This window comes from Pseudomonas sp. AM8 (genome assembly GCF_036346475.1).
Classification (GTDB): domain Bacteria; phylum Pseudomonadota; class Gammaproteobacteria; order Pseudomonadales; family Pseudomonadaceae; genus Aquipseudomonas; species Aquipseudomonas marginalis.
In genome coordinates, this window is sequence record NZ_JAOTNX010000015.1 from 58,106 (window position 1) to 77,175 (window position 19,070).

Annotated in this window: 14 protein-coding genes; 2 read left to right on the forward strand and 12 right to left on the reverse strand. The window is 64.0% G+C overall.

Features of this window, described 5'->3' with window-relative positions; all coding sequences use genetic code 11:
• Positions 1-31: 31 nt before the first annotated feature.
• Positions 32-523 (reverse strand): Lrp/AsnC family transcriptional regulator, encoded by a 492-nt coding sequence (locus V3W40_RS29135; RefSeq protein WP_027606753.1) that lies wholly within the window; start codon positions 521-523, stop codon positions 32-34.
• A gap of 121 nt (positions 524-644) precedes the next feature.
• On the opposite strand from V3W40_RS29135, the gene V3W40_RS29140 reads away from it, so the two are divergent.
• Both V3W40_RS29140 and V3W40_RS29145 read left to right on the forward strand, forming a co-directional pair.
• On the forward strand, positions 645-1,679 hold the full coding sequence (locus tag V3W40_RS29140) for a histone deacetylase family protein (protein ID WP_330216157.1): 1,035 nt from the start codon (positions 645-647) through the stop codon (positions 1,677-1,679).
• Positions 1,680-1,746: 67 nt separating this feature from the next.
• Positions 1,747-3,153: an amino acid permease gene (locus tag V3W40_RS29145; protein WP_330216158.1), complete on the forward strand. Its 1,407-nt coding sequence runs from the start codon at positions 1,747-1,749 to the stop codon at positions 3,151-3,153.
• A 12-nt stretch (positions 3,154-3,165) separates the two neighbouring features.
• Here V3W40_RS29145 and V3W40_RS29150 read toward each other — a convergent pair whose 3' ends face one another.
• From V3W40_RS29150 to treZ, 11 genes are all read right to left on the reverse strand, one after another.
• Complete coding sequence (locus tag V3W40_RS29150; RefSeq protein ID WP_330216159.1) at positions 3,166-5,709, reverse strand: autotransporter family protein; 2,544 nt, start codon at positions 5,707-5,709, stop codon at positions 3,166-3,168.
• A 249-nt stretch (positions 5,710-5,958) separates the two neighbouring features.
• Complete coding sequence (locus V3W40_RS29155; protein ID WP_141606504.1) at positions 5,959-6,720, reverse strand: PIG-L deacetylase family protein; 762 nt, start codon at positions 6,718-6,720, stop codon at positions 5,959-5,961.
• A gap of 177 nt (positions 6,721-6,897) precedes the next feature.
• Positions 6,898-7,557: a glycosyltransferase gene (locus tag V3W40_RS29160; protein ID WP_330216160.1), complete on the reverse strand. Its 660-nt coding sequence runs from the start codon at positions 7,555-7,557 to the stop codon at positions 6,898-6,900.
• Entirely contained in the window at positions 7,554-8,153 is a 600-nt protein-coding gene (locus V3W40_RS29165; protein WP_115487433.1) for an SAM-dependent methyltransferase, read from the reverse strand. The genes V3W40_RS29160 and V3W40_RS29165 overlap by 4 nt, the downstream gene beginning before the upstream one ends.
• Complete coding sequence (locus V3W40_RS29170; RefSeq protein ID WP_330216161.1) at positions 8,150-8,908, reverse strand: PIG-L deacetylase family protein; 759 nt, start codon at positions 8,906-8,908, stop codon at positions 8,150-8,152. Before V3W40_RS29170 ends, V3W40_RS29165 begins: the two co-directional genes overlap by 4 nt.
• Entirely contained in the window at positions 8,905-9,903 is a 999-nt protein-coding gene (locus tag V3W40_RS29175) for an acyl-CoA dehydrogenase family protein (RefSeq protein ID WP_065948302.1), read from the reverse strand. Before V3W40_RS29175 ends, V3W40_RS29170 begins: the two co-directional genes overlap by 4 nt.
• A 1-nt stretch (position 9,904) precedes the next feature.
• Positions 9,905-12,064, reverse strand: a complete 2,160-nt coding sequence (glgX, locus tag V3W40_RS29180) for a glycogen debranching protein GlgX (protein ID WP_065948303.1) — start codon at positions 12,062-12,064, stop codon at positions 9,905-9,907.
• A gap of 130 nt (positions 12,065-12,194) precedes the next feature.
• Positions 12,195-12,464, reverse strand: a complete 270-nt coding sequence (locus V3W40_RS29185) for a DUF2934 domain-containing protein (protein ID WP_065925222.1) — start codon at positions 12,462-12,464, stop codon at positions 12,195-12,197.
• Positions 12,465-12,488: 24 nt separating this feature from the next.
• Positions 12,489-15,239, reverse strand: a complete 2,751-nt coding sequence (locus tag V3W40_RS29190) for a malto-oligosyltrehalose synthase (protein WP_074846906.1) — start codon at positions 15,237-15,239, stop codon at positions 12,489-12,491.
• Complete coding sequence (gene malQ, locus V3W40_RS29195) at positions 15,236-17,320, reverse strand: 4-alpha-glucanotransferase (protein WP_330216162.1); 2,085 nt, start codon at positions 17,318-17,320, stop codon at positions 15,236-15,238. Before malQ ends, V3W40_RS29190 begins: the two co-directional genes overlap by 4 nt.
• Positions 17,317-19,062, reverse strand: a complete 1,746-nt coding sequence (treZ, locus tag V3W40_RS29200) for a malto-oligosyltrehalose trehalohydrolase (RefSeq protein WP_092484858.1) — start codon at positions 19,060-19,062, stop codon at positions 17,317-17,319. Before treZ ends, malQ begins: the two co-directional genes overlap by 4 nt.
• Positions 19,063-19,070: the final 8 nt, after the last annotated feature.

A 19,070-nucleotide genomic window follows, 5' to 3' on the forward strand; every position in this document is an offset into this window, starting at 1 on the left:
CCTGCCGTCGGCGAGTTGTTTTTTTGCGTGTTCAATCGCGTTTCGGAATCGCCATCCGACTCGTCGCTTTCACCTCCCGCAGCGCCAGGCTCGACTGGATCGACGCAATCCCCAACTGCCGCCGCAGCACGCTTTCGACAAATTCGCTGTAGCTGTCCAGATCCTCCGCCAGCACCTGCAACAGGTAATCCGCGTCGCCGGTGATCTTGTGGCACGCCAGCACCTGAGGAAGCTCCTTCACCACCGCTTCGAACGCATCCGGAGCATGGTCGGTGTGGATCGCAAAACGCACATGCACAAACGCCATGATGTCCAGGCCGAGCAACTTGCGATCGAGGTTGGCCTGGTAGTCCTTGATCACGCCTTCTTCCTCCAGGCGTTTGCGCCGCCGCCAGCAGGGGGTGAGGCTCAGGGCCAGGCGCTCGCTCAGTTGGGCGTTGGAAATACTCGCGTCTTCCTGCAGCAGGGCGAGGATGGCGAGATCGGTGTCGTCAAGAACGACCTGCTTGGTTTTATTTTTCATATTTGGCTGTAACCAGGGTAAAAACACCCGATAAAGCTATCAGTGTCAGAAGTAAAAGCAAAGAAAGCCCTGCGCAGCCAGAACAAAATAGACCCTGTCTTTTTCTGGCGGATGTATCCAAATGCTGACTGTTTTTAGTGATGACCACCGTTTGCACCACGGCACCGAACTCAAGGACGGCGTGCTCAAGCCCTCATTCGAACAACCCAGCCGCGCCGACACCGTGCGTGACCGCGTCCGGCACGTCGGGCTGGGCGATATCATCGTGCCGCGCAGCTTCGAGCGCGCCTGCTACGTCAACGCCCACAGCGAGCGCTACGTCAGCTTCCTCGAAACCGCCTGGGCCGAATGGACCGCCATCGGCCGCCGCCATGATGCGCTGCCGCTGGTATGGCCGGTGCGCGACCTCGCCAATGAGCAGGTGCCGGACTTTATCGACGGCAAGCTGGGTTTCTTCGCCATGGACGCCGGCTCGCCGATCACCGCCACCACCTGGCAGGCGGTCAAGACCAGCGCGGACATAGCCCTCACCGGACTGGCGCTGATCGACGAAGGCCATCACAGCGCCTTCGCCCTGTGCCGCCCACCGGGGCACCACGCGGCCCGCGAATACATGGGCGGTTATTGCTACCTCAACAATGCCGCGATTGCCGCGCAACAGGCCATCACCCAGGGCGCCAGGCGCGTGGCGGTGCTGGATGTGGATTTCCACCACGGTAATGGCACGCAGAATATTTTCTACGACCGCGCGGATGTGCTGTTCATCTCCCTGCACGGCGACCCGTCGGTGTCCTATCCGTATTTTTCCGGCGCCGGCAGCGAACGCGGCGCAGGTACGGGGGAGGGCTTCAACCTGAACTACCCCTTGCCGAAAAACACCACGTGGGCCCAGTACAAAACCGCGCTGATCCACGCCTGCCAGCAACTCAAACACTTCGCCCCCGAGGTGCTGGTGATCTCCCTCGGCGTCGACACCTTCAAGGACGACCCCATCAGCCACTTCCTCCTCGACAGCCAGGACTTCCTCAGCATGGGCGAGATCATCGCCGGGGTGGGCGTGCCGACGCTGTTCGTGATGGAAGGCGGCTACATGGTCGACGAGATCGGCATCAACGCCGTCAACGTCCTGCACGGCTTCGAAAGCAAGACTGCCTGACCTAATAACAACACTCGCTCGATTCTTTTTTCTGCCAAAACTCAAAAACATAACAAGAGGTTTTGTGATGAAAACAACCACGTCCGGGCTGTGTGAAAAGCCTGCGTTGCAACGCACCCTGAGCAACCGCCACATCCAGCTGATGGCCATGGGCGGTGCGATCGGCACCGGCCTGTTCATGGGCTCCGGCAAGATCATCGCGTTGTCCGGCACCTCGATCATCCTGATCTACATGATCATCGGGCTGTTCGTGTACTTCGTGATGCGCGCCATGGGTGAGCTGCTGCTGTCCAACCTCAACTTCAAGAGCTTCGCCGACTTTGCCGGCGCCTACCTGGGCCCGCGTGCGGCGTTCTTTCTCGGCTGGTCGTACTGGCTGAGCTGGAGCGTGGCGGTGGTGGGGGACGCGGTGGTGGTCGGCGGGTTTTTCCAGTACTGGTTCCCGCATGTGCCAGCGTGGATGCCGGCGGTGGGCATGCTGTTGACGCTGTTCGCGTTGAACGTGCTGACGGTCAGGCTGTTCGGCGAAGTGGAGTTCTGGTTCGCGATCATCAAGATCATCGCGGTGCTGACCCTGATCGGTGTCAGCGTGGTGCTGATTGCCAGCTCGTTTGTCTCGCCCACCGGGGTCACGGCCTCCGTGAGCCACTTGCTGGACAAACAGGCGGCGTTTCCCAATGGCCTGTTCGGTTTTTTCGCCGGCTTCCAGATGGCGATCTTTTCCTTTGCCGGCACCGAACTGATCGGCACCGCAGCCGCCGAAACCCGAGCACCGGAAAGGACCTTGCCCAAGGCGATCAACTCGATTCCGCTGCGCATCATCCTGTTCTACGTGCTGGCCCTGGGGTGCATCATCGCGGTCACCTCGTGGCAACAGGTGTCGCCGAGCAAGAGCCCGTTCGTGGAACTGTTCCTGGTGGCGGGCTTTCCAGCTGCGGCGGGGATCGTCAATTTCGTGGTGCTGACCTCGGCGGCATCGTCGGCCAACAGTGGGGTGTTCTCCGCCAGCCGCATGTTGTTCGGCCTGGCTGACCTGGGGGACGCCCCGGGTATCTTTGCACGCTTGTCGAAAAGCAGCGTGCCGTTTATCAGCCTGGCCTTCACCACCTTGCTGATGCTGCTGGGCCTGGTGTTGCTGTTTGTGGTGCCGGAGGTGATGACTGCCTTCACGATTGTGTCGACGGTGTCGGCGATCCTGGTGATTTTCACCTGGTCGACCATCCTCGCGTCCTACATTGCCTACCGCAAAAAGCGCCCGGACCTGCACGCCAGATCTCTCTACAAGATGCCAGGCGGTGTGCCGATGGCCTGGTTTTCCCTGGCCTTCATGGCCTGCGTCCTCGGCCTGCTGGCGTTGCGGCCGGATACACGCCTGGCGCTGTACGTGATGCCGGCCTGGTTTATCTGGCTGGGCATTGCCTTTCAGTTTTCACGCTTCAAGGCGGCCGGGGTGGTCAATCCCGGTCATAGGTGATTCACGGGTTCCCTAGAACTCCATTCTCAAGCCCACCGTGCCCTGGCGGCCGTTGAAGGTGTTACTGTCCAGGTTGCGGTTGTAGCCCACCTCGCCGTACAGGCTGATGCCCGTGGTCACCTTCAGCGTGGCGCCGGCGGTCAGGTCCAGGGTGGTGGACTTCTGCTCGGTGTCGATGGCCGTCACACCGTTGAAGGTGACGGTGTTCTGCCCGGCGCTGGTGCGCCAGACATTCGCCCGTACGTAGGGTTGCAGCGGCATGCTGCGGACCTGGTAGTCGCCGCGCAGGCGCACACCCAGGCGGCTGGTGACCTGGGTGTCGGCGTCATAGGAAACGTCGGAGATCCCGTCGTTTTGCTTAGCCAGCTTGGTCTTGCCGACGATCAGTTGCGCCTGGGGTTCAACCACCCAGTTACCCACCCACGCAAACGGCCAGCCGACTTCGGCGGACGCCGTGACATTGTGCCCCCGGGTGTCCATCTTCACGCCACGATCCGACTCGTTATTGCCGTCGAAGCGGGTGCCCATCAGTACCAGGTCGAGGTAGGCCTGGTTGGCGCCAATCAGCGTCCAGTAGACCCCCAGGCTGTCCCCGCGCAAGGTGGTCTTGCCGGCGTCCTTGTCCTGCCAGCCGCCGTTGAAGCCCTTGATGTTGCCTTTGAGGGTGCTGTGGCCGACAAAGAACCCGCTCCGTTGGGTCAGACCATTGTCGTAGGTGCTGGCGTACAGGTCGGTACCCACCTGGAAGCCGGTCACCGAACTGTCGAGCGACGGGCTGACCGTTCCGGTGAAGCTCTGGCGCGTGCTGTTGCCGTAGGTCCGTCCCCAGCCCGACGTGAATGGGCCGGTGTGCAACTGCTGGCTTTGGTCACCCATACGCTGGTGGAAGGTGCCGAGCATGCCCTGCACGAGTTGTTGTGCGGCGGGAAACAACGCAGCGTAGATCGGCACTTCCGGGCGATAAATAGGGATCGGTTCGGTCCCGGGATTGGGCGGCAGCGGTGGTTCACCGGGAACGGGGGTGGGTAACGGCACGATAATCACCGGGCCAGGCGGCACCACGGGGACCGTCGAGCGCAGGTAGTAGTTCTCCGCCGTACCGGCCGTGACACCGCCTTTGAACAGGTAGTAGTCGAACGCGCCGGCAGACACCGGGCCCGCCAGTGTAAACGCGCTGCCACTGCCAGACGCGCCGTTGAGGGCCTGCACCACCTGGATGCCGTCCTGCAGGGTGGCCGCACCCGCGCCGCCGAGGTTGGTGACGCTGATGGCGGTGGTACCGGCGAGGGTGCCCTGGTTGATGATCAGTTTGTCGCTGGGGGAATCATCCGCGCCCAGGGCGCTTTGCAATGCAAGCCGCCCGTTGTCGCCGGTGTAATTGCCATTGATGGTCAAGGTGTCGCTGGTGCGGGTGTTGCCGGTGGTCATGTTGAGGGTGCCGCTGTTGGTGACGTTCACCCGTTGGCCGGCCGTAAACGGGTCGATCACCCCCGTGCCGATCAACAGTTCACTGGTTCCGTCGATGCTCAGGCTGCCCGTGCCGGTGTCGCTGTCACCCAGTTTCAGCGTTCCGCCCAGGATCAACTGCGACTGGTTGTCCAGCCGAATGCTTTCCCAGTTGGGAAACAGGCCCGGATCGCCTGCCTTGGTATTGTCCAGTGTGAGCGTGTCGACACCCAGGCCAGCGTCGATCAACTGCGCCGCGGCCAGTTGGGTGTTGACCAGGTTCTGCAGCACCGCCGTGTCGTCACCGGCGCCCAGCAGTACGAACGAATGCAGGTTGCCACCGGTCCATTCGAAGTGATCGTCGCCAAAGCTGAGGAGTATCTGGCCGTTGACGTCGCCACCGGACACCGCCACGTGATCGTTGCCCCCGCTGACACTGATATTGCCGCCGACAAAGGCCGAGCCCGAGATCAGGATGGTGTCGTTGCCGAAGCCGGTCACCAGGTTGCCGATGATCCTGCCACCCGACATGTCGAACAGGTTGTTGTCGAGCTTCATGTCGACCCGGCCGATGGTGCCGCCGCTCATCCTGGCCTGGTCGCCATCCTCGAAGGCTCCGGTGATGGTGCCGCCACTCATGTTGAAGGTGTCCAGGCCATCGCCCTGGGCCAGTGAGGCAATGGTGCCGCCGCTCTGGGCGTAGCTGTCGACGCCTGCGCCCTGGCTGACGGCGCCGGCCTGTCCGCCGGTGATCTGCGCCACATCCGCGCCCGAGCCCTGGCTGACGCTGCCGGTGATGCTGCCCAGGTTGAGCCGGAAAATATTACTGCCATCGCCCTGGTTGAGGTTGCCATCAATCCCGGCACTGGGCCCGTTCACATCCACCAGATCGTTGCCGGCGCCGTAGGTGACATTCCCGGTAATCCGCCCCGTGGCGCTGAGGTTCAGGGTGTTGTTGCCGGCACTGTCGGTAAAGCCCGGTGCCGTGCCGCTGTCGCAGGAAGAGAGGTCGTCGCCGGCGGTGTTGCTGATGGTGCACGCCCCGTAAGAGGTGCTCGGCAGTGCCGCCAGGGCAATCAGGTACAACAGGGTCAGAGTCCGTGAGCGCATGATCCATCCTCGTGCGAGGGGAAAGTTGCCCCGGCACCGGCAAAGGCCGGTGCAGGCCAGACCATGACAACGTGACACGCGATACGGAGCAGGGAGTGCGGGTTACCTGTTCGAAAACACCGGCCAATGCAAGGAGTTGGCATGGCTTTCTCGACTGCACCTCAACGGGTGCAGCGCTGTTTGCACCCTAGCCATACATCGTGCAGGGCGCTACTGTCAGAGTTGACAGGTATAGACGAGCTGCCGGTCTTACGAAAACACGATCTCGTAAGGCTCGCGCATACGCTCCAGCAGCACCTGGGCCAATATCGGCGCCAGGCCGATCTGCGGGTCGCCCGCCAACTGGCTGGCATACGCATGGACGGCGTGGAGTTTGCGCGCCACGGTCCAGGTGTCCAGGCGTACCTTGCGCGCCCGTTGCCAGGGGATCGTCGCACCCTCGCGGGCGGGGCAGTGCCAGGCCCAGATCGGCAGTTCATAGAGTTGCGCGCCCACCAGCCTGCAGGCGTTGGCGCTGGCACGGCCGACGGCCTCATGGTCGTCATTGCCGTCGTTGCGCCAGGTGGAAAACACCACGTCGCCCGGTTGCAGGTAGCGCGCGATAAATTGGCTCAGTTGCGGCTCGCGAGCGGCGAGGGCGTTGTCGCAGAAACCGCCGCGAATCCACTTCAGGCTGTGCAAGGGCATGCCCAGGCGGCGCAGCGCCTCGGCGCTTTCCTGGGGCCGCACCACACTCAGGCGGCTGGCCGGCCATACGTGGGAACCCGGGTGGCTGGCACTGCCGTCCGTGATGGAGATCATTTGCAGGGGGTGTTCCAGGGTGCTGAGCAATTGCAGTAGACCGCCGCAGGCCACCACCTCGTCGCCGGGATGCGGCGCGATGATCACCACGCGCGCGCCAGCGGGCACCAGGGAGGCGGTAGAGATAGGCGGGATTTGCGCCAACTGCGGTGCGCTGTTCCAGATTTGCGCGGGGCCGCGACGGCCTTCACTGAGGGAGGCAGGCTTCATGGGCGTTACGTCCTTGTCGGTTGATGCTGGGTCGTGCCCCGTTGACGGGACGACTCTATTTATTCACCACAGACTCCGCCGTGGTGCACGCGTGGTAATCCAACCCTGAATTACCAGCAAGGCGTCATCAGCATAGACAAGGATTGGTCGCTTTTACATTTTGCAATGTCGTTTTTTTCAAGACGCGCACATCAGGCTCTTCAAATAATCGCCGAACCCGCCCTGGGCACGGGCCTCCAGGCGCGCGCTGGTGATGACTTGCGGGGCGTGGCTCCAGGCGATGGACGCCCCGCAGCGCTCGAGGTCGCGCACCAATTGCACGTCTTCGTGACAGGGCAGCGGCTCGAACCCTCCGGCCCGCACATAGGCCCCGGCACTGATGCCCAGGTTGGCACCATGGATATGGCGATGACCGTCACGGGCGTGGTACGCCGCCTGATAACGGATCTGCGCCGCCGGGTCGAACCCTTCGCTCCAGGTGTCGACGGTCACGGTGCCGCACACCGCGTCGGCGCCCAGTGCCAACTGGGCCACCAGCCAATCGGGGGCCACGCGGCTGTCGGCGTCAGTGCACGAAATCCAGCGTGCACCCTGGTTGAGCAGGTGCCGCGCGCCCACCCCGCGTACATGGCCCACATTGCGCGCCTGCACCTCCAGGCGCTGCACCGGGAACCCCTCGGCAATCGCCGCACTGGCATCGCTGCAACTGTCGAGCAGCACCAGGATCTGCACCGCTTCACCCAGCAGGCCTGGATGACGGGCAGCCACCAATGCGGCCTCCAGACACTCGCCGAGCAGCGCCTCTTCGTTATGTACCGGGATCAGAATGCCGATCATCGCAGGCCCTCAAGGGTGGCAACCGAAGTGCCGTCACGGCTCCACAGGTCGAGTAGAAAGTCGGGTTCGTGGTGGGTGGCGACCAGGGGCATCCCCAGCCGCTCATGGAGCAGGGCATGCACCTGTTCAGCGGTCTGCGGGCACCCGTCGATCGTCGGGCGCCAGTGGCAGGCCAACACCTGGCCGTTGGCGGTGAGGCTGCCGAGGGCGCGATCGATCAAGCGGCACAGGTCATCGCGGTCGAGGTAGTAGCACAGCTCGCTCAAGACGATCAGATCGAATTCGCCGGTCGGCCATTGCCCGGGCAGGCGGCTCTGCTCCACCCGGGCATGGGCAAAGCCCAGCAAGCGGCTGCGTGCCAGGGCGACGGCGGCCGAGGCGGTGTCGCAACACAAAAGGTGATCACAGCGCGGGGCCAGCTCGAAGCTCAATTCGCCATTGGCGCAACCGGGCTCGAACACCGAGGCATAGCGCGGCCGGGTCAAGAGTGCCAGGGTCAGCGCCCGTTTGCGGCGCTCGTACCAGCGTTGGCGAAAGGCCCAGGGGTCGTCGTTACCGGCAAACAGTTGATCGAAATACGGCGTCGCCACACTCATACGAATACCACTTCAAAAGGTTGTAGCAGACGCTCCACCACATAGGGCGCCAGCACCGGCGGCAGGCCGATCTGCGGGTCACCCTCCAGCTGGCTGGCGAACGCATGGATGGCGTGGCGCTTGCGCGCGACGGCTTCACAGCTCAGGGGGATTTTGCGGGCACGGTGCCAGGGCACTTGGCTGTTCTCGGGAGACGCCCAGTGCCAGGTCCACACCGGCAGTTCATAGAGGGTCGCAGCCACCGCATGCGCCGCCCTGGCGCTCGCGCGGCCGACGGCCTCGTGGTCGCAATGGCCATCTTCGCGCCAGGTGGTAAACACCACATCCGTGGGTTTGAGGTGGCGCTGGATAAAGGCGCTGAGCTGGTCTTCCCGCGCTGCCACCTGGCTGTCGCTGAAGCCGGCCCGCAACCATTTCAGGCTGTGCAACGGCACACCGAGGCGGTGCAGGGCCTGGGCCGACTCCTGGGGGCGCACCACGCTCAAGCGCTCCACCGACCAGTGGGTGGAGCCGGGGTGACTGGCGCTGCCATCGGTTACCGAAATCAATTGAATGGGCCGGCCCAGTTCGGCCAAGCCTTGCAACAGGCCGCCACAGCCCAGCACTTCGTCATCCGGGTGTGGGGCGATGATCACCGCGCGGTGGCCCTCGGGTACCAATTGTTCGACGCTGATCTGCGGCAGTTCGGCCATCAGCGGCGAGTCCTGCCAGCGCTGCAGGGGCGTGCCCTGGCCGACGATCGGGTTGGGTTTCATAACTGCCACCTCCCTGTGGGTTCCCCTGCGACCAGTTCGCCGAGGCCGGCCAGGTCGCGTTCGGCATGGCTCTGGCGGACATACACCGGCAGGTCCGCCATCAACTGGGCGAAGTGCGGATCCTTGCAGTACGGACCCGCGCCCACGGCTCTGCCCACGTGCCGCATGACCTGCTCGACGGTGTCCTCGATGCTCGCGCGCACCTGCTGGGCCAGGTGCCGGGCATCGGCCCTGGGGTAGCGGTCGATCTGCTCCGCACTGGCCCGCAGCACGCAGGCAGCGCTGTTCAAGGCGCTGTCGACCGCCCCCAGATGGGCGAGGGCGTGAGGCTCCGAGCGCTTGCTGCAGTGATCGCGCAACACCTCGGCCAGGCGTTGTGCCGCACCGTACCAGCAGGCGGCGATACCGATGCCGCCTTGCCAGAATCCGGGACGCCCGAGGTAGTCGCCGGGGCCGCCCACGGCAAGGCCATGGGCGCCGTCAAAGACGACCTCGACGCTGCCGGTGGCGGCCATGCCCACGGCATTCCAACCGTCGTGGGTGACCGTGATGCCCGGTTGGTCCATCTGCACCGCCACCAATTGCTGGCCGCCTTGTTCATCCCACGCCGTCAGCAAACCATGGCTGAGCACCGCCGCCCCGGAACACCAGGCTTTACGCCCGTCCAGACGCAGGCGATGGCCCTCGCAGCGCACCTGCACCTTGGCATTCGGCGGTTCTGCGGCCCACATGCCCCACAGACTGCCCAAAGGCGGCGCCGGGCTACGCAGCTCGGCAATGATGGCCAACGCATCGGTGTGGCCTTCGAACAGCTTGCACAAGCGCAGGTCATGACCCGCCACCTGCGCCAGGCGGCTGAACCGCCCCAGGGTGTCGCCGCTGCCAGGCAGCGGCAACTGATCGAGGCCTTCCTCCTGAAATGCCCTCAGGGCCTTGGCCAGGTCCTGCGTGTCCGCATAGCCCTGGAAGCCTTGAAGGAATCCATGCAGTGCCATGTCACACCTCGTCGTCACGCTGCAGTTCGAACAGCAGCAGCGAGCGGCCGGTCACACCGTACTCGTGGTCGAACTCGAAGCGTTCCTGGCCACGTACCGCCGGCTCGTTGGTGTCGAGCATGCAGGTCCAGAACTCACCCTCCGGCACCGGCGGCAGGCGGAAATTGACCACGTCGTGGTGGGCGTTCACCACCAGCAACAGGGTGGCGTCGGCACCGGCGCGGCGAATCCCGGTTTCCTGGGCGCGGCCATCCATCAGCATGCCCAGGCAACGGCCGTGGCTGTCTTCCCACTGTTCGGTGGTCATCTCGGTGCCATCCGGCGACAACCAGGTGACGTCCTTGACGCCGATGTCTTCGTTGTAGTCGCCTACCAGGAAGCGCCCACGACGCAGGATCGGGTAGGCCAGGCGCAGCTTGATCAGGCGCTTGACGAACTTGAGCAACGCCTTGCCATCCTCGTCCAGGTCCCAGTTGACCCAGCCGATCTCGCTGTCCTGGCAGTAGGCATTGTTGTTGCCGTGCTGGGTCCGCGCGAACTCGTCACCGGCGACCAGCATCGGCGTGCCCTGGGCCAGCAGCAGCGTGGCGAAGAAGTTGCGCATCTGGCGCAGGCGCAGTGCGTTGATTTCCGGGTCGTCGGTGGGGCCCTCGACGCCGTGGTTCCAGGACAGGTTGTTATTGCTGCCGTCCTGGTTGTTTTCGTCGTTGGCTTCGTTGTGCTTGTCGTTGTACGACACCAGGTCATGCAGGGTGAAACCGTCATGGGCGGTGATGAAGTTCACCGAACTGTACGGGCGGCGGCCACGGTGGTTGAACATCTCGCCCGAGGCGGTCATGCGCCCGGCGAAGTCCGCCAGTTGGCCGTCATCGCCTTTCCAGAAAGCCCTTACGGTGTCACGGAAGCGGTCGTTCCATTCAACCCAGCCTGGCGGGAAGTTGCCCACCTGGTAGCCACCGGGGCCGCAGTCCCAGGGCTCGGCAATCAGTTTCAGCTGGCGCAGCACCGGGTCCTGGCGGCAGGCCACGAGGAAGCTGTGGCGTTCATCGAAGCCATCGCGGTAGCGGCCCAGGATGGTCGCCAGGTCGAAGCGGAAGCCGTCGACGTGCATCTCGTTGGCCCAGTAACGCAGGGAGTCGGTGACCATCTGCAGTACGCACGGGTGGCTCAGGTCCAGGGTGTTGCCGGTGCCTGAGTCGTTGATGTAGAAGCGCTTGTCATCGGGCATCAGCCGGTAGTACGAAGCGTTGTCGATGCCGCGCATGGACAGGGTCGGGCCGCGCTCGTTGCCTTCGGCGGTGTGGTTGTAGACCACGTCGAGGATCACTTCCAGCTTCTGCTCGTGCAGGTGCGCGACCATCTCCTTGAACTCGGCGATCTTGCCGCTGGCCAGGTAGCGCGGGTCGGGGGCGAAGAACGCAATGCTGTTGTAGCCCCAGTAGTTGGTCATGCCTTTTTCCAGCAGGTGCTGGTCGTTGACGAAGGCGTGCACCGGCAGCAACTCCACCGACGAGATGCCCAACTGGCGGATGTGCTTGAGCACATCATCTTCCATCAACCCGGCACAGGTGCCGCGCACGTCTTCGCCCACCGAAGGGTGGCGCATGCTGATGCCGCGCAGGTGGGTTTCGTAGATGATCGTACGGTCCCACGGCACCCGCACCGGCTGGTCGTTGCCCCAGGTGTGCGCCGGGTCGATGACCTTGCACTTGGGCACGAAGGGCGCACTGTCACGCTCGTCGAAACTGAGGTCGTCGTCCGGGTGGCCGATGGTGTAGCCGAACAGCGCTTCGGACCATTTGAGTTCGCCCACCAGTTGCTTGGCGTAGGGGTCGATCAGCAATTTGTGATGGTTGAAGCGATGACCATTGGCCGGGTCATAAGGCCCGTACACACGGTAGCCGTAGATCAGCCCAGGGTGGGCGTCGGGCAAGTAACCGTGGAAAATTTCGTCGGTGTATTCGGGCAGTTCGATGCGCTCGAGTTCCACTTCGCCGGTGTCGTCGAACAGGCACAGTTCGACTTTCTCGGCGTTGGCCGAGAACAGCGCAAAGTTGACACCCAGGCCATCCCAGGTAGCGCCGAGGGGGAAGGGCAAACCTTCACGAATCCGCGACGGCTCGCTGCCCGGCGTCGAAGGGGTCTTATGGGGTTTGCTCATTGAGTTGCTCCTGCAAGGCTATTTTTTCGGGCCGAACGCGGCCGTGCTGACGAGTTTTCAGCTGATGATAAGAAGAGTGAAGTCACCTTTTGCCGACCGCGCCGGCAAAAGGTTGATGGCGCCGTGCGCGTTAAGCCTTGGGCTTTTTCGGCGCGGGTGGCTTCTTGGCCGCCGGCGGCGCCGGCTTGCTTGCGGCTGGCGCCGGTGGCTTGGCCTTCGCCGCCGGCTTGGGTGCGGTCTTGGGCTTCGCGGCGGGTTTGGGTTTGCTCGGCGTCAGCGCTTCGGCTTCGGCCAGCTTGCGCGCCATCTCCCAGTGGCGCGCGTCTTCCCCGTGGGGTTTGCCTTCAGACTCCCAGATCTGATGCGCCAGTTCGCGTATGCGTTTGTCTTCAGTACTCATCACAATGCTCCTCACAGAAAATTTTCAGCTTTCTTGATCATCAGGATTGATAAAGACATTGACCGGGAAATCCCCCAGGGCAGTGCTGATCAACAGCTCCTTGTCTGGTGTGACTGCGCCTGTATGAAAAAGTCCCTTCCAGTTTTGCGTTGGTGCGGCGAACGGTAATTTCACCCGTGTATCGCCCCAAACCCGCGCATTGATCTGGGGACGCACACCGTTTTCAAGCAGCTCATGGGACCAGCGTGGCACCACCACCAGCACGCGTTTGCCTTGGTGTTCGCGGCAGAATGCGACCACCCGCTCGGCGTGTTGGCCGACCACTTCCAACGCTGTATAGCGGCCGCTGCGGAACACCTGCGGATGGGCCTTGCGCAAGGCCAGTACGTGGGCAATCAAGGTTTGCTTGATACGCCCATCACGCCAGTTGAACAACAGTTCGCCGATGTCCGGCGGGGTATTGAGTGCCTGTTGCCGCGCGGTGAAATCCACCGGGCGACGGTTGTCCGGATCCACCAGGCTGAAGTCCCAGAACTCATCGCCCTGGTACAGGTCCGGCACACCCGGCACGGTAAGGCGAAGCAAGGTTTGCGCCAGTCCATTCAGTGCGCCGGCGGGGGCGATGGCCTGGGCTGCGTTATTGATCGCACTGCGCAGGGGCCGACCTTCCTCCGTGAGCAGCAGGCGGGTGAGAAAAGCCTCGACACCCTGTTCATAGGCCTCATTGGGCGCGCTCCAGCTGCTCTGCAACTTGGCTTCGCGCAGGGCTTTTTGTTGCCACTGCCACAGGCGCTGGTGATAGCCCTCGAAGTCCTCGGCCTGGTCCAGCGGCCAACTGCCCAGCAACACCTGGTACAGGATCAGTTCATCACCGGCCGACGGTGTGGCCGCGTCGTCGCGCAAGGGCGCCGCCAGGGTACGCCAATGCTCCACTTGCTCGACGTACCACGGCGCGCACTCGCTGAGCACGGCCAGGCGTGCCCGGGTGTCTTCGCCGCGCTTGTGGTCATGGGTGGCGGTGGCCAGCAGGTTGTCGGGGAAGGCCTGCAAGCGCTGTTGGTTGATGGCATGAAACTCGGCCAACGGCGCGCTGAACTGCTCAGTACTGAAGCCCACATCGTTGCGCGACAGCAGCACGGCCGAGCGGTAGAACGCGGTGTCTTCCACGGCCTTGGCCGCTGCCGGCGAGGTCAGTTGCTGGAAGCGCACACAGGCATGCTTGAGCATCTTGCGCTCGCGGCCCACCGGACGATTGCGCCAGGGCTGGCCGCCGAGCCAATTTTCCAGATGCTCGAGCACCGGCCAGTCGCCCTCGCCAAGGGTCGTGCGGGCGCCGTCCAGGGCCTGCTGGAACACCTTGTCGTCATCTGCGCTGCGACCACGGGCACTGATATAGGTGCGGTACACCGGGAAGTGCACGATCAGTTCCTGCAATGCGCGACGGATCGCGCCGAGGGTCAGGTCGCGGGTCATCACGTCGTCGCGGGCCACCTGCAACAGGGCCTGGGCCACGCTTTCAAAGTCGCCGCCCAGGGAGCCGTTGAGGATTTGCTGGCGGGCCAGCCGCGCCTCTTCGATAAACGCCGAGGGCCGTTCGCTGTGGCGTGTCCACACCTCGGCCAGCGGCGCAAAGCCCTCGGGATGGTGTTGCAGCAACGACAACTGGTTCATGAATTCGTAGCCGGTGGTGCCGTCCACTTGCCAGTCTTCGCGAAGGGTTTCCCCCTCGCCGAGGATTTTTTCGACGAAGATCGGCAAGTGCCGCTCGGGCGACAGCGAATCCACCCGACGACGCAGCTTGCGGCAGTAACCGCGCGGGTCGGCCAGGCCGTCGATGTGGTCGATGCGCAGGCCATCCACCAGGCCTTGGCTGATCAGTTCGAAGATCTTGCCATGGGTGGCTTCGAACACCGCCGTGCGCTCCACGCGCAGCCCGCCCAGTTCGTTGACGTCGAAGAAGCGCCGCCAGTTGATATCGTCCGCCGCCGTGCGCCAGCTGGCCAGGCGGTAGGCCTGTTGCTCGAGCAAGTGGTGCAGACGCTTGAAGCCCTCCGGCGTGCGTCCGTCGAACTCGGTCAGTCGGCGTTCGATAAGCTCGAGGACTTCGGTGGCACGCTCGGCCAATGCCTGCTTGAGCCAGGCGGCTTCGGCGTAGGCGTCATCCTGATACGCCAGGGCGCTGAAACGGTCGGCCAGGGGTTTAAGCAGCTCGTCGGCGCCGAGGATCGCCGCGTAATCCCGTGGGCAGATCGGGAAGCGATGTTCGTAATGCTCGACATGAAACGCGCCGTGGGCGGCATCGAAATGCAGCGTCAGCGTGCCGCTCTGCAAGGCTTCGCCGTAGTCGCTGCCGAGGAAGGGCATGAGCAATTGGCCCTTGAGCAGCGGGTCGGGGGAGTGCCACTGGATATCGAAGAATTCGCTGTAGGGGCTCAGCCGGCCCCATTCCAACAGGTCCAGCCACCAGGGGTTGTCGGCGCCGCCCACGGCCATATGGTTGGAGACGATATCGAGGATCAGCCCCATATCGTGCTCGCGCAGGGCCGCGACCAGGCGACGCAGGGCCGGTTCGCCGCCCAGCTCGGGGTTAACGCTGGTGGGGTCGACCACATCGTAGCCGTGCATGGAACCGGCACGCGCACTCAGCAAGGGCGAGGCATATAGATGGCTGATGCCCAATTGGGCGAAATACGGTACCAGGGGGACCGCGTCATCCAGGGTAAAACCTTTGTGGAATTGCAGGCGCTGGGTCGCGCGCAGGGGCAGGGCTTTCATCGGTCACGCTCATAGGCTTGGTTACGCGCGACGGCCAGCAGTTCAAGGCGGCGCGCGGCACCGGCGTTGTCGAGCAGGCTGGAGGCCTCGCCCGGCAAACGGCGGCGCCAATTGGGGTGGGTGTCGGTGGTGCCGGGCAGGTTGGCCTGTTCTTCCAGGCCCAGGGCGTCTTCCAGCGGCAACAACACCAGCGGCGCACGGGTGTGGCCGAGGTAGCGCACGCTGGCGTCGATCATGTGGTCGGTTTCATTGCGGATCTCATCGACGAAGTTCTGCGGGTCCTGGCTCAAGGCCTGGCGCAGCGCCTGGCGTTCACGCAGGCGGTGCTCGCTCCATTGCTCCACGGTGGGCGCATCGATCAGGCCCAGCTGGACGTTCCAGTCAATATCGCGGCTGTGCCACCAACCGTTGAGGGTCGGTAAGTCGTGGGTGCTGGTGGTGGCCAGGGCGTTGTCCGGCCAGTCGAGGATCGGCTTGAACTGGCCATCGTGGCCCTGTTCGAACAACAGCACGCGCATGCCGAGGATCGAGCGGGCGATGAGTTTTTCGCGCAGCCCATCGGGCACTGTGCCGAGGTCTTCGCCGAGCACGATGGCCTGGTGGCGGTGGGATTCCAGCGCCAGAAGGCGCAACAGGTCGTCCACCGGGTAATACAGGTAAGCGCCCTCACGCGGCGAGGCGTCCATGGGGATCACCCACAGGCGTTGCAGGCCCATCACATGGTCGATGCGCAAGCCGCCGGCATGGGCGAAGTTGGCCCGCAGCATCTCGATAAACGCGCGGAAACCGTTGCGCTTGAGACCTTCGGGCGAGAACGCGGAAATGCCCCAGCCCTGGCCGGCGCGGTTAAGGATGTCGGGTGGCGCGCCCACGGTCAGGTCGGCCAGCAACTCATCCTGGCGGCTCCAGGCCTGGCTGCCACCGCCGTCGGCACCGACGGCCAGGTCAGCGATCAAGCCGACGCCCATGCCGCTGCCTTTGGCGGCTTGTTGGGCGCGCTCCAGGCAACGGGCGATCAGCCATTGACCAAAGGCGTAGAAGCCGATCTCGACGTGGTGCTCTTCTGCGAACGCCACTAGCGCCGGGCTTTGCGGCGAGCGCCACTCTTCAGGCCAGTGGCGCCAGTCAAGGTCCTCGCCTGCAGCGGCGCGCACGGCCTGCACGGCTTCGAAGCGACAATGGTTTTCCAGCGCCTCGCCACCAGCCTGGCGAAAGCTCAGGAAGTCGGCGTGCTGCGGGTGATGGCCGTGGCGGAAGTCTTCATACAGAACGCGCAACAGCCGTTGTTTGGCCCGCGCAGCGGCCGGCCAGTCGATCAGGCTGTGCTGTTCCAGCGCGTGCAGCTCTTCTTCCAGGCCAAGGGCTTCAATCGCGTTGCGCACCTCACGTTCACCGAGAATGCAGGCGGGCGAGGCATACAGGCTGTTGAGGAACAGGCGGCTGGACGGCGAGTACGGGCTGTAGCGCTCGGTATCGGCGCTGAACATCGCGTGCATCGGGCTGATCGCCAGGGCATCGGCGCCGCGTTCGGCGGCGGAACGGACCAGGTGTTCCAGGGCCAGGGTGTCGCCGAAACCGCCATCGCCCAAGCGGCGCAGTGAATACAGCTGGGCGCTCAGGCCCCAGGCGCGGGCGGGGCGGTTGTCTACCGCTTCGGCCACGCTGTAGCAATGGGTGGGCGCGACGGCCAAGGTGAAGCTTTGATCGTCGATATGCACCTGGTGGTAGCCCAGGGCGATAACGCCGGGCAGCACGGAGTCGCCGTCGAGGCGTAGCTCCAGAGTCTCGCCGTCTTCGAGGTTGACCCGGCACAGGGTGTCGGGTTCGAAGTAGCGCGCCAGGTCGAGGCCTTCACCGCTGTCGACGGTCATCAGGGGCGGCAGGTGCTTGTCTTGTTGCACCCGCTCCAATTCAAGCAGGCTGGCGTTGATGTCGGCATCGTTGTCGGCCGGGTGGCCCAGGCCTTTGAGAACCGCGCGCAGGGCGTCGGGTGTCACTCGTTGCGGGCGGCCGTTTGCGTCGATCCAATCGACGGCCAGGCCCGCGCGGCTGGCGAGGATTTCCAGGTTCGCTTCGCTCAAGGGTGCTCTCCAACAGGGGATAAGGTGACGCGGGCGCTGAAGGGCGGCAGTTGCGCACCTTGCAGGGCCGGCGTTTCGAACAGGACCGGCGCGGTGGCCGGGTGATCCAGCGGCGTGGCGCTCAGGTTCAGGTCGATCTGCAACAGGCTGCCGTTGCCCAGGCGCCAGCGCGCACTGACGGCGGCGTAGGCCAGCACCTGCGCGCCCAATGCCACGGCGCCAGGCAGGTGCGGCACAATATGGCGATGGCGCAGGCCCAGCAGTTGGCGGTAGAGCTCGGCGTGCGGGTTATCGGCGATCACCGGGGCCGATTGCGCGAATGTCGACAGTGCGTTGGGATCCGGGATGCGTTCACGACGCTCGGGGTCATGGAACGCGGCGAAGTCGGCAAATTCATTGCGTCGGCCTTCGCGTACCGCTTCGGCCAGTTCACCGTGGTGGTCGGTAAAAAACAGGAACGGCTCGCTCGCGTTCGCCTCATCCCCCATGAACATCAGCGGAATCATCGGCGACAGCAGCAGCAGGGCGGTTGCAGCCTTGAGCGCCTGGGGCGAGCAGAGCTGGTGCAGGCGTTCGCCCAGGGCGCGATTGCCGATCTGGTCATGGTTCTGCAGGAATGCGACGAAGGCCGTGGGCGGTAGTTCAGCGCTCGGTTCGCCGCGCTCGTGGCCATGGCGGGTGGTGTGGCCCTGGTAGATGAACCCTTCGCCCAGGCACCGGGCGAGTTTGGTGGTGGGATCCTGGGCAAAGTCGCTGTAATAGGCATCGGTTTCGCCGGTCAGCAACACGTGCAGCACGTTATGGAAGTCATCATTCCATTGCGCGTCGAAATCCTCCTTGAGCAGGCTGGCCTGGTTCAGCTCGTTTTCCAGCACCAGCCACACATGCCGACCGGTATCCACCTGCTGGCGTACCCGATGCGCGAGTTCCTGGAGGAAACCGGGGTTGTCGATGGCGTGTACGGCGTCCAGGCGCAGGCCGTCGAAGCGATATTCGAGCAGCCACATCAGTGCGTTATCGAGGAAGAAATTCCGCACTTCACGGCGCTCGAAGTCGATCCCGGCGCCCCACGGCGTATGCACGTCTTCCTGGAAGAAGCCTTTGGCGTACTGGCCCAGGTAATTGCCGTCGGGGCCGAAGTGGTTGTAGACCACGTCGAGGATCACAGCGAGCCCGTGTGCGTGGGCGCTGTCGACCAGGTGCTTGAGTTGCTCGGGCGAGCCGTAGGAGGACTGTGGTGCGTAGGGCAGCACACCGTCGTACCCCCAATTGCGCTCACCGGGAAATTGCGCCAGCGGCATCAATTCAATCGCGGTGACGCCCAGCTCGGCCAGGCGTGGCAGGTGCTTTTCGACTTCGGCGTAGCCCCCCATCGCGCCGACGTGCACTTCGTAGATCACGGCTTCGTGCCAGGGGCGGCCTTGCCAGTTGGCGTGACGCCAGGTGTAGGCGAGCGGGTCGACCACCAGGCTCCAGCCATGCACGTCCGAGGCCTGGGCCCTGGACGCGGGGTCGGGAACATCCATTTCCCCATCGATGTTATAGCGGTAGCGGGTGCCCGCCGGGCACTTCACTTCAGTCTCGAACCAGCCATCTGCCTGGGGCAGCATGGCGATGGATTTACCGTTTTCCAATTCAACGCTGACATAAAACGCGTCTGGCGCCCACAAGGCAAAACGCGTGTGTTGCGCGTCCAGCATGATTGCGCCGTGGGGCCAGGTTTCCAAAGTCCGTAACGGCATCTATGAAG